Annotated in this window: 10 protein-coding genes; 8 read left to right on the forward strand and 2 right to left on the reverse strand. The window is 40.0% G+C overall.

Features of this window, described 5'->3' with window-relative positions:
• Positions 1-61: 61 nt before the first annotated feature.
• Together WAZ74_RS06270 and WAZ74_RS06275 are read left to right on the forward strand one after the other, a co-directional pair.
• Complete coding sequence (locus WAZ74_RS06270) at positions 62-616, forward strand: fasciclin domain-containing protein (protein ID WP_422306933.1); 555 nt, start codon at positions 62-64, stop codon at positions 614-616.
• A gap of 426 nt (positions 617-1,042) precedes the next feature.
• A complete protein-coding gene (locus WAZ74_RS06275; RefSeq protein ID WP_422306935.1) occupies positions 1,043-1,651 on the forward strand; it encodes a fasciclin domain-containing protein in 609 nt (202 codons plus the stop codon).
• Between the two features lie 396 nt (positions 1,652-2,047).
• Here the strand turns inward: WAZ74_RS06275 and WAZ74_RS06280 are convergent, their stop codons facing one another.
• Positions 2,048-3,595 (reverse strand): alanine/glycine:cation symporter family protein, encoded by a 1,548-nt coding sequence (locus WAZ74_RS06280; protein WP_422306937.1) that lies wholly within the window; start codon positions 3,593-3,595, stop codon positions 2,048-2,050.
• 982 nt (positions 3,596-4,577) lie between these two features.
• On the opposite strand from WAZ74_RS06280, the gene WAZ74_RS06285 reads away from it, so the two are divergent.
• The 5 genes from WAZ74_RS06285 (at position 4,578) to WAZ74_RS06305 (ending at position 8,945) form a co-directional block, all read left to right on the forward strand.
• Complete coding sequence (locus tag WAZ74_RS06285) at positions 4,578-5,210, forward strand: LemA family protein (RefSeq protein WP_422306939.1); 633 nt, start codon at positions 4,578-4,580, stop codon at positions 5,208-5,210.
• Between the two features lie 45 nt (positions 5,211-5,255).
• Positions 5,256-5,900, forward strand: a complete 645-nt coding sequence (locus WAZ74_RS06290; protein ID WP_422306941.1) for a TPM domain-containing protein — start codon at positions 5,256-5,258, stop codon at positions 5,898-5,900.
• A 51-nt stretch (positions 5,901-5,951) separates the two neighbouring features.
• A complete protein-coding gene (locus WAZ74_RS06295; protein ID WP_422306943.1) occupies positions 5,952-7,109 on the forward strand; it encodes a TPM domain-containing protein in 1,158 nt (385 codons plus the stop codon).
• A 72-nt stretch (positions 7,110-7,181) separates the two neighbouring features.
• Positions 7,182-7,706, forward strand: a complete 525-nt coding sequence (locus WAZ74_RS06300) for a TPM domain-containing protein (RefSeq protein ID WP_422306946.1) — start codon at positions 7,182-7,184, stop codon at positions 7,704-7,706.
• Between the two features lie 240 nt (positions 7,707-7,946).
• Positions 7,947-8,945 carry an adenosine deaminase gene (locus WAZ74_RS06305; RefSeq protein ID WP_422306948.1) on the forward strand — a complete coding sequence of 333 codons (999 nt, stop codon included), beginning with the start codon at positions 7,947-7,949 and terminating at the stop codon, positions 8,943-8,945.
• Between the two features lie 132 nt (positions 8,946-9,077).
• Here the strand turns inward: WAZ74_RS06305 and WAZ74_RS06310 are convergent, their stop codons facing one another.
• Positions 9,078-9,893 carry an NAD-dependent deacylase gene (locus WAZ74_RS06310; protein WP_422306950.1) on the reverse strand — a complete coding sequence of 272 codons (816 nt, stop codon included), beginning with the start codon at positions 9,891-9,893 and terminating at the stop codon, positions 9,078-9,080.
• A gap of 35 nt (positions 9,894-9,928) precedes the next feature.
• Here WAZ74_RS06310 and WAZ74_RS06315 point away from each other — a divergent pair, with 35 nt between their 5' ends.
• Positions 9,929-10,294 carry a hypothetical protein gene (locus tag WAZ74_RS06315; protein WP_422306952.1) on the forward strand — a complete coding sequence of 122 codons (366 nt, stop codon included), beginning with the start codon at positions 9,929-9,931 and terminating at the stop codon, positions 10,292-10,294.
• The last annotated feature ends 664 nt before the right edge of the window (positions 10,295-10,958 follow it).

Genomic DNA, 10,958 nt, shown 5'->3' on the forward strand with positions numbered 1-10,958 from the left:
CTGTAAGATCGTACTAAAACAATCGATAGATCATAGATACTCAACCATTAAGGATAATGTTATGAAAATGACCAAAATTGCTACCATTAGTGCTCTAGCTATCTCAATCGCAGGTTTAAGTGCTTGTAATAATATGATGCCAGCCAAAAGCTCAGCCATGAAAGCACCAATGCATAACCAGTCGATGGCAAATATGAATGTGGTGCAGATTGCTCAAAGCAATCCTGACTTCTCTTTACTGGTAGAAGCCGTCGTCGCCGCTGACTTAGCTGGTGCGTTGTCTGATCCTAATGCCAACTACACAATCCTTGCCCCAACCAATGCCGCATTTGTGCAAGCGTTACAAGAGACAGGTATGACCAAGGCTGAGCTTTTTGCCAACAAGCCACTATTGACCAAAATCTTAACTTACCATGTGATTAACGGTGCTGCTCCAGTATATGCAAAAGATGTTAAGCCAGGTAATGTGACTATGCTTAGCAAAGACACGCTGATGATAACCAATCAGGGTAAGCTAATGGATGAGAATGGCCGTACTGCTAATATCCTCAAAACTGATATCGCTGCTAGCAATGGCGTTGTACATGTGATTGATAGAGTATTAATGCCTAAATAAGTTTAGGTTAATAACTTGTTCTAACCAATGAGCGAAGAGTATTCGCCATGATTTGATAACAATACAATATTGCTGGGATAAATTTTTACTGCTTCTATTGGTATTTTTAAATAGTAAGTGGGGAGAATTTATACCGGCATAACGTTATTATTGTTAGAGCTTTTTTTTGAGCTGAATATCAGCCTAAAAGCGCTGTCATGTACGTTATCGATACAGTGTTGCTACCTAAACATGTGTCAATTAGAATTCAATCAGTTAAAATTAATAATGAGACAGGAAGTTTGTTTTAAGAGCTGCTTTATTTAAAGCTTATCATCATTCATTTGCTGACAGCTCTTTTGGTTAATTAATAAGATATTGTTTAAGACAATCATTATCCATCCATAAATCACTATCTAACAACCATTTATCCCAAAGGAATGACCTATGTTAAAAAAGAATTTACTATCTATCGCAGTTGTGACAGCAGCACTATCATTAGCAGCTTGTAACGATAAAGAAGCTGTTGTTGAGCCAGTAGAGCCAGCAGCGACTACTGATGTAGTGGTTGAGCCAGAAGTTGCTCCTGAAGCAGTGGCTGAAGCTGAGGCAGCACCTATGCCTGAAGTAGCAGCGACCCAGAGTATTGCTGAAATGGCTGCTGCAAACCCGAATTTATCAATACTAACTGCTGCATTGAAAGCTGCTGGTCTTGACGGTATGATGATGGACGCAGGCACATATACTGTATTTGCTCCGACTGACGATGCATTTGCTGCTGTATTAACTAAATTGAATGTCACTAAAGAAGAGTTGTTGGCTAATACAGATTTGCTAAAAAGCGTACTTCCGTACCATGTTGTTCCTATGGTAGTGAAAGCAGCTGACATCCCTTATGATACTGCTATCGAAACGGTCAATGGTCAAACCATTATGATCGGTTCTGATAACGTTATTACTGATGCAAGCGGCAATAAAGCTACTATTACTGCAACAGATATGATGGCTACTAACGGTGTGGTCCATGTTATTGATACCGTACTATTACCTAAATAAGTTTTAGCTATAAGTCATACATGGGGTTGTATTATAAATAACACTTCATCATAAATAATATCTAAGAAGCCTAGCCATTGCGCTAGGCTTCTTTTTGTCTATCGATAACTCATAGTCTGTCAATAACTTATAGATAGCTATGATTGAAATTATTTAGAAAGATAGAATATTACTGAGATAGATTTTTTATAGTATTGAGCCAAGCTTATCAATAGAAAGCTTATACCTATAAAACGTTAATTCAATCATAAAGACACGAACCTTAGCGTATCGATTTTATTATGTATTGCTCATAGAATATGGTGGAGGTACGCAAACAAAAAGCCCGTGAGCATAGCCACGGGCTTTTTTTAATTGTTTTGCGAACTTAGCAAATATTATTTACTTTAGAGATTTTTATTTGGGATCTTTACGTAAAGGATCATTGTTCATTGCGTCCATCTGTTTACGATGACGCTCTTCCCAATATGGCGCGTTTTTGATACCGAATTTAGCTGGATCAAAACTATAACGTGTCACGCCAGCTTTACGTTGTGCTTCATAGTCTCTAAGCATAGTGAGCGTTGGACGAGCCACAAAGAAGATGACCAAGATACCAACAATGTTAAGCCAAGCCATAAGACCAACACCGATATCACCAATAGCCCAAACATAGCCTGCTGAGTTAAGACCACCGTAGGCAACCATAACCATAATTAAGACTTTAGCTAAGAAAAGACCTGTTTTATGAGCACCGCGACCGATAAAGCGCGTTAAATAAGTAACGTTCACTTCAGCAATATAGTAATAAGCCAAAATCGTAGTAAAGGCAAAGAAAAATACAGCGATAGCGATAAAGACATTACCAAAAGTACCGTATACCGATTGCATCGCCATTTGTGTAAAGGCTGGTGAATTAATTTCAGTAGCAGCAGCTACATTTTGCAGAATGAACTGACCATCTGGTAAAGTACCTTGAATGTTATACATGCCAGTAGATAAAATCATAAATGCGGTAGCAGAACAAACTAGTAATGTATCAACGTAAACTGAGAATGCTTGTACTAGACCTTGCTGTGATGGATGCTCAACTTCAGCAGCCGCAGCAGCATGAGGACCTGTACCTTGACCGGCTTCGTTAGAGTAAATACCACGTTTTACACCCCAACCAATTGCCGCACCAAAACCAGCTTGTGCCGTAAAGGCATCGCCAATGATCAAACCAAATACATCTGGAATCAAACTGAAGTTACTGAACATGATAATTAAGGCTAACAAAATATAACCGATTGCCATAAATGGAACGGCGTACTCAGTAAAGGTTGCAATGCGTTTGATACCACCGAAGATAATGACACCTAAGATGACTAAAATGATAGCAAGACCGACCAGACGCATAGAGCCGACTTCTAAGCCTGCGACATTCATTATAGTTCCTTCACCCATGACTTGGGCAAAGGCACTAATAACGCCATTCGCTTGTACACCAGGTAAGAACATACCACATGATAAAATAGAAGCAATTGCGAAAAGTATACCGTACCATTTTTGACCAAGCGCACGTTCAAAGTAGTATGCAGGGCCACCGCGATATTCGCCAGTGATTACATCTTTTTCTTTATAAATCTGTGCCAGTGTGGACTCAACATAAGCAGTAGAAGCACCTAAGAATGCAACAATCCACATCCAAAATACAGCACCTGGGCCACCGAAGCCGATAGCAGCTGCTACCCCGGCGATGTTACCCATACCCACACGACCAGCAAGTGAGACGGCAAGCGCCTGAAATGATGAAATACCATCGGCACTGGACTTACCAGTGAACAGTAACTTTATCATTTCACCGAATAAACGCACTTGCACAAAGCGCGTCATGATGGAATAAAATAAACCTGCACCCAAGCATAAGTAAATTAATGCGGGGCTCCAAATAATTCCATTTACTAAATTGACTAAACCTTCCATATGTATCTTCCTAGTACTGTCTTAAAATGGCTATATATGATGATGCTAAGAGTGAGCTATTTAATTTCCCTATTAAAGCTAGCCACTCAAATTATCTGCATGTACTCAATGCTATTGGTTAAGTCTCATACGCGCTTAGCCACTAAGAATGGACTGTAGTTGTCTGTATTTATCCGCTTGGCTTATTAGTAAGGTTGGCCAGATACGGTCGCTTATCAGTGCCACTTTTGTCAATATCACATTTTATTAACGCCATTTCTTATCGGTATCAATAAATGAGCGACGGTTGCCAGCCTTTTACTGTCTTATTACTACGGTGTTCTGTCATCATGTCATAAACATTGACGCTGTTATAAATAGACCAGTGGATAAAACAGGCGGTTATAATATTAAATACTCATCAAGGTGACGGCATTAAACTTCTATGAGCTATATCGGTTGGCAGCATTGACTTGATAGAGTAGGCTTATAAAACAATGGTTTAGCTGTCAATTAATCGTTTTTAATACGAAGTAAAAGAATTGATAATACCAATATGAAAATAAGTCCACTACCAAATGTGTGCAAACCGTACGGCTACGTAACTGCAATTTGCCATATTTTTTAGGCAATTACTAGAAATTTCTTTTAAGATGCGTTTATATATCTGTGTTGAGTAGCATTTAACTTGTTATAAAGGGGCATAAAATGCACCATTTATATCATTTTTATATCATTTTTCTGAAGATTGAACAAAGAGTGAAAGTTCACTTATGCAAGAATAAGTAGCTAAAACCGTGCGAGAGCATATGATATAGGCAATGGCTTGCGGTTGTGTTTTGGTAACGATGAATTGTAAAAGTAGATTTATACCGCCATTATTAGCACAATATATTGTAGGCTATGAGATATAAGTTGATATAAAGAGACAGTATTCAAAAAAGCAGTTAAAAAACATTTATTAGGTATTGGTTATTTATCATTATTATTAGGAGAGTCAACAATGACACGTAAATCCATTGTAAAACCCATGTTGCTATCAGTAGTATTAGCCACTTCTACCGTTGGTTTGACCGGTTGTGGTTATAACAACCTTCAGGCTCAAGATGAGCAAGTTACCGCTTCGTGGTCAGAAGTGGTCAACCAATATCAACGTCGTTCGGATTTAGTGCCAAACTTGGTAAAAGTAGTACAGCAGTATGCCAAGCAAGAGCAAGATGTTTTTACTCAAGTAGCTGAAGCGCGCTCACGTGCCGGTAGTATTACAGTGACGCCTGAGGTACTCAACGACCCTGAAGCGATGGAGCGTTTTGCTGCCGCTCAAGAACAGATGACTGGCGCGCTATCACGTCTAATGGCAGTCTCTGAGCGTTATCCTGAGTTAAAATCAGATGCGTTGTTCCAAGACTTGCAAGCGCAGCTAGAAGGGACTGAAAACCGTATCGCCGTTGCTCGTAACCGCTATATCCAAGAAGTCCAAGGCTATAATACGACTGTACGTCAATTCCCAACCAACATTACTGCCAAAGTATTTGGTATGAGTGCTAAGCCAAACTTTAGCGTGGCCAATGAAAAAGAGATATCGACTGCGCCAAGTGTTGATTTTGGTAATGACGATGCAGCGACAGCTAAGTAGTTATTTGGAATAAAGCTAGAATAATATATTGAAATTAAGTGGGTTATGATGAAATTACATAATAAGTGGTTTAAGTTTGGGCAGAGCCTTGTCCTCATCACTTTTTTCATGACCCACTTATCCTTGAGTGGTTGTAGTGGTGTCAATGATTCTACTCAAAGTAGTGAGGATGCAAATAGTCAGGCTTTGAATTTAGCAGAGTCTGAAAATGTCTTACCTTTAGTTAAAGACAGATCTGAGTCAGATTATATCGCGCCAGAAATGTTGGTAGAAAAGCTCGATAGCCCTGTTAATGATTTCACATCAACGTTGAGCGATGCTGAGATCGAGTTTCTAAATAAAAAGCTTCTGGATATTTATGATGAAGGCTTACTTCAAATCGGAGTAGCCATTGTAGCTACTACAGATAATATGCCGATTTTTGATTATGCTATGGCAGTGGCAAAAGAATGGAAACTAGGTAGCCCTGAAAACAATAATGGATTGCTAATACTCGTTGCTCTTAATGATAAAAATATTTATATTTTAACTGGTCTTGATGTTGAAAGTAGTCTTACAGATGAGCGTGTTGCTAGAATAATTAAAGAAGATATCACGCCTCATTTTCGTAATGCACATTACATAACTGGTTTATCGACTGGTATTGATTCGCTGGCTATGGATATGCGTAAACATCAAACGACTAAATAGGTAAAAAAACTGCATTATAATTTTAAGTGAATACTAGGTGGTATAGATTAGATGAATAATTCAAAAACACTCCTATCAGTATTATTATTCACACTAAGTCTCAGTAGTGCGTCTGTGTTGCATGCAGCGCCTAATGATACTGCTATCGCTACCGATAGCACCTCGAGCACGCAAAATCGGAGTGTTGAAGACTTAGTGGCTATAGCAAAAGCTGGCGAGTCCAACGAAGCCATCAATGATGCTGTTTTAGGTAACGAAGCGATTAATAACGCCATACTTGGTAATGAAGCTCTCAACCCTAATGCCGCTAATACTGATGGTACAACAGCGACGCAAGCCCCAACAAAGCCACCTATGCAGTCAACCGCTGCTAGTGTCGATGCCGATAAACTTATCTTAAATAATCCTGTCGTTGATCAAGCCAACATCTTAAATCCACAAGAAAAACAACGTTTAGAGGCGCAGCTACGGTCGATTTACCAGCAAGGTTTAGCACAAGCGGCGGTCGTCATTGTGCCTACTACCAATGGTGTGCCTATCTTTGATTACGCTTTACAAGTTGCTGAAAAGTGGCAGCTTGGCAATAAAGACATCGATGATGGCTTGTTGATGGTTGTCGCTGTCAATGACCGTGATATGTATATTGTAACGGGTTACGGACTAGAAGGCGTGCTACCAGATGCGGCGGTCAATCGTATTATTCGAGAGGATATTACGCCTTTATTTAAGCAAAATGACTATGGTGCCGGCATATTGGCAGGCGTCAGCGCGCTTCAATCTCGTTTAACTGCTGATCCTGAGGTATTGGCTCGCGCGGATGCACAAGCGGCTGAACGTACTGCACAACAAGGCTCGGATGAGCTGCCATCCCCTATTTTCCTATTTATAATGGCGATGATATTTGGTAGTTTTATCACTAGCATCTTTGGGCGTGTATTTGGCTCTATTCTTACTGCAGGTGGCTTTTTCGCTGGCTCGCTAGCATTAGGTGGTGGTTTCTTTATGACCATCATTATGGCCATATTCTTATGGTTGTTCTTAATTTCTCGTCGCGGCGGCGGTGGTCGCGGAGGACGCGGCGGCGGTGGAGGCGGAATGGTATTCTTACCAGGTCTCGGTGGCAGTAGCGGTGGGGGCGGTTTCGGCGGCGGTGGCTTTGGCGGTGGCGGCGGTGGTTTCGGCGGCGGCGGCGCTGGCGGCTCATGGTAGTACTTGGTAAATGCTTAGTAGGTTCAAAGACTAGATGACGGCCAGTAATGGCGTACTTGAGGAAATAATATAATGGTAAAAAGCAACTCGTCACAGACAAGTTTTGCTCGTTGGTGGCGTCAAGTACTATTTGTCCCTATGCTAAATAGCAAATGGCTGACGCCAGCGGCTAAGGCTCGGCTAACAGAACAAGTCACTCGTGCTGAGCTTGGACATCGGGGAGAGGTTTTTTTAATTATAGAAAATCACTTGCCTATCCAAGATGCGTACCATATTGACTGTCGTGACCGTGCGATTAATTTGTTTAGCGAATATCGAGTATGGGACACCGAAGAAAATACCGGCGTTCTGATCTACGTTAACATTTGCGAGCATCAGTTAGAAATCGTCGCTGATCGCGGTATCAGTACTCATGTTAGCCCTACCGTTTGGCAGGCGATGTGCGAAAAGGCCGTATCCGGCATTGCTAATAAAAAAACAGAAGAGAGTTTGGCTGAATTGCTAGATGAAGTTGGACAAGTGCTGCGTCAGTACTATCATCTCGAGCATGATCCAGCAGGTAATGAGCTGTCTGATACAGTGGTTTTTTTGAAATAGAGATCAACTGATATCCCCATGTTTTAAAAATACATATAGTTAGGTCTCAATAAAAAAGAGTCATCCGTCTGAACGTGCTACTGCCATAAACTTTTCTTACTTGCTGTTCGCAAGCGTGACAGAGGCTACGAAAAATTCATAGCAGTAGCACTCTATGGTTTTTAAACAGAATCGACTATGTATAGCATTTAAAATGTATTTCTCGATAGAGAGCCAATAAAAAATGACTACTGGAATATTATGATTGAGTTGATTAAGAAACTGCCAAAAGCGGAGCTACATTTACATATTGAAGGCTCACTAGAGCCTGAGCTGATGTTTAGATTGGCAAAAAAAAATAATATAGAGATTCCCTATAAAGATATAGAAGATGTACGCAATGCTTATAACTTTACCAATCTGCAGACCTTTTTGGATATCTATTATGCGGGCGCAAATGTCCTTATCACTCAAGATGATTTTTATGATTTGACATGGGCATATATTCTGAAATGCGTCGAAGACAATGTCATTCATACTGAGATATTTTTTGATCCGCAAACCCATACGGCAAGGGGAATTGCTTTTGAAACGGTGATAAACGGTATCAAAGCAGCGCTAGCTGATGCCAAAGTAAAATATGGTATTACTTCGTGCATTATTATGTGTTTTTTACGACATTTATCACAAGATGAGGCGTTTGAGACACTAGAAGAAGCGTTGAAGTTCAAAGACGACATTATCGGTGTTGGTCTTGATTCTTCAGAATTGGGTAATCCTCCTTCTAAATTTAAAGAAGTGTTTAAAAAGGCAAAAGAAGCGGGCTTTAAGTTAGTGGCGCATGCTGGCGAAGAGGCGGATTTTTCGTATATTTATGAAGCATTAGACTTATTAGCTATCAGTAGAATCGATCACGGCGTGCAATCGATAAAAAGCGCGGTGCTGATGCAACGCTTAAAAGATGAGCAAATGCCGCTGACCGTTTGCCCAAACTCAAATATTGAGTTAAAGGTATTTGAGAATTATAAAGAACATAATATCAAAGAGTTATTGGATTATGGCTTAAATGTTAGTGTCAATTCAGATGATCCAGCTTATTTTAAAGGCTATATCAATCAGAATTTTATCAATTTATACGAAAATCTCTCGCTAACAGAGGACGATATTATCACTTTGGTTAAGAACTCTTTTAGATCTGCATTCATAGATGACGAGTTAAAAGAAGAATACTTAGCGAAAGTTGATCTTGCTTTGCAATAAGCACTGAAGCACTGAAGCACTGAAGCACTGAAGCACTGATTGAATAAATCTTTAATCGTAAAGGCTTAGCAGTTGATATAAATTGCTAAGCCTTTTCTTTTGTTACCTGCTATTGTTTTTAGGATAAATCGACTATAGCGCAGTGATTTTTTGGATTAATAATGGCATTACCATTCCCGCTTTTTCAGCTAAAGTAATGTCAATAATGCTATTCGGTGTCGGATCGGGGTTTATCTCGATAATTTTGGCGCCATTTTGCTTTGCTAATTGTGCTAATCCAGCAGCCGGATAAACGAGGCTGGATGTGCCGATACAGATAAACACTTCACAATTAGCCGCTGACTCTTCTGCTGTCTGCCATGCTTGCACAGGTAATGATTCCCCGAACCAAACAATATCTGGTCTAACATAGCCGCCACAATGAGAGCAGCTAATTAGCCCCTCATCAAAGTTAATACTATCTTCGCTATTATACGAACCTCTTGATTGGCCTTGGCTTGGTTGGCCTTGATAAGGTGTCTCACATTGACTACAACGATTGCTCCATAGGTTGCCATGTAGATGAATCACTGTACTACCAGCCTGTTCATGCAAGTCATCGACGTTTTGGGTAATGAGCGTCAATTGCTGATTGGAGGATTGAGCATGGTACTGCCACTGCGCTAAGGCATCATGTGCAGGATTCGGTGCTTTATCGGCTACCAATTGCCTGCGCCACTGATACCACGACCACACCAGCTTTGGGTCGCGAGCGAACGCATCTGGTGTGGCTAAGTCTTCTGCCACATAGTTTTCCCATAAGCCCGTTTGCTTATCTCGAAAAGTGGGAATACCACTTTCTGCTGAAATTCCTGCACCTGTCAAAATACAAATACGCTGTTTCGATGCCAATAATTTGGCGGCACGTTGTACTTCTGCTATTAACGCTGGTGATAATTCTGCTAACATGAGCTAACCCTTGTCAATAATGGATATCCCTTCTTATGATAGACGGAACTTGGTGGCTTGTCATATTGATAGCAGTCGGCGTTGGATTATGGTTTTTTGCAAAATCGCGCGCGCCTAAAACCGCTAGTAAGAGCGATAGAAAGTTAAAAAGTAAAAATACACCTATAAATGATGCGCTACAAAAGACATCAGCGTTGATTAAGCAGTATTTTCCTGATTATCGAGTCACGCGGAAGGCAAATCATTTACTTGTCAGTCGGCAAAATAAAAAAATCGCCATGATTACGATTGATAAAAAACTTGCTGCCAGTCAACGCCGTTTAGGTGACGTGCCGGTGATTAATTATCACCGTGTGCCTAGTCGCGCGCAGTTGGCTGCCAATCTAGAAGAAGCAGAATAAGGTTATATAAATTGAATTGATTTAACAACTTTATGTATAACATTTTATAAATGATAGCGCACGGCTATGAGCAGTAGTTAAGAAAGCAAAGCACGGCTGTTACAGTATGATAGAGATGGTGGATAATGCAGGAGAAGGGTAAAATACTAATAGTGGTGCGCTCGGCGGGAATCGAACCCACGACCCTCGGCTTCGGAGGCCAGAACCACTACATTTCCTCAAACAACCTTAATGTATAACAACCTACTATATCTTATAAATAGAGGGGTGTAAGGAATTTAACGTCATGACGTTTAGCGCATTATAAGACATTTTATAGCGGCGTAAATATTAATTCTGGTCACTAGTTAAGTATATAATATATACATTTAATAGGATGTAAATGTGTATATTATATACTTGAATATTTCAAAGATATAAATTTGCTTTAGTTTAACTGACGTTGAGTGATTATTTTAATCATATAAATTACTAATAAAACAAATTTACAGTTAACTAAAATAACGATGAAAATATTTCATTATAGAAAAATGGAACACTAGGGAGTGTCCCTAATTGGAAAGCACGCATATATCTTCTAAAATAAGGCGTACACTTTATAAAATAAGAGGCATATAAAAAAGATGGCCAGACAAGCATTAACCGATAGCCTCTGGGAGCAGCT

Origin of the sequence: Psychrobacter sp. (genome assembly GCF_049295055.1) — a bacterium.
GTDB lineage: Bacteria > Pseudomonadota > Gammaproteobacteria > Pseudomonadales > Moraxellaceae > Psychrobacter.

Bases quoted from the DNA above. Each gene is read 5' to 3' on its own strand.
- WAZ74_RS06305 (WP_422306948.1), top strand. From the start codon at position 7,947: ATGATTGAGTTGATTAAGAAACTGCCAAAAGCGGAGCTACATTTACAT.
- WAZ74_RS06275 (WP_422306935.1), top strand. From the start codon at position 1,043: ATGTTAAAAAAGAATTTACTATCTATCGCAGTTGTGACAGCAGCACTA.
- WAZ74_RS06315 (WP_422306952.1), top strand. From the start codon at position 9,929: ATGATAGACGGAACTTGGTGGCTTGTCATATTGATAGCAGTCGGCGTT.
- WAZ74_RS06280 (WP_422306937.1), bottom strand. From the start codon at position 3,595: ATGGAAGGTTTAGTCAATTTAGTAAATGGAATTATTTGGAGCCCCGCA.
- WAZ74_RS06295 (WP_422306943.1), top strand. From the start codon at position 5,952: ATGAATAATTCAAAAACACTCCTATCAGTATTATTATTCACACTAAGT.
- WAZ74_RS06270 (WP_422306933.1), top strand. From the start codon at position 62: ATGAAAATGACCAAAATTGCTACCATTAGTGCTCTAGCTATCTCAATC.
- WAZ74_RS06300 (WP_422306946.1), top strand. From the start codon at position 7,182: ATGGTAAAAAGCAACTCGTCACAGACAAGTTTTGCTCGTTGGTGGCGT.
- WAZ74_RS06285 (WP_422306939.1), top strand. From the start codon at position 4,578: ATGACACGTAAATCCATTGTAAAACCCATGTTGCTATCAGTAGTATTA.
- WAZ74_RS06290 (WP_422306941.1), top strand. From the start codon at position 5,256: ATGATGAAATTACATAATAAGTGGTTTAAGTTTGGGCAGAGCCTTGTC.
- WAZ74_RS06310 (WP_422306950.1), bottom strand. From the start codon at position 9,893: ATGTTAGCAGAATTATCACCAGCGTTAATAGCAGAAGTACAACGTGCC.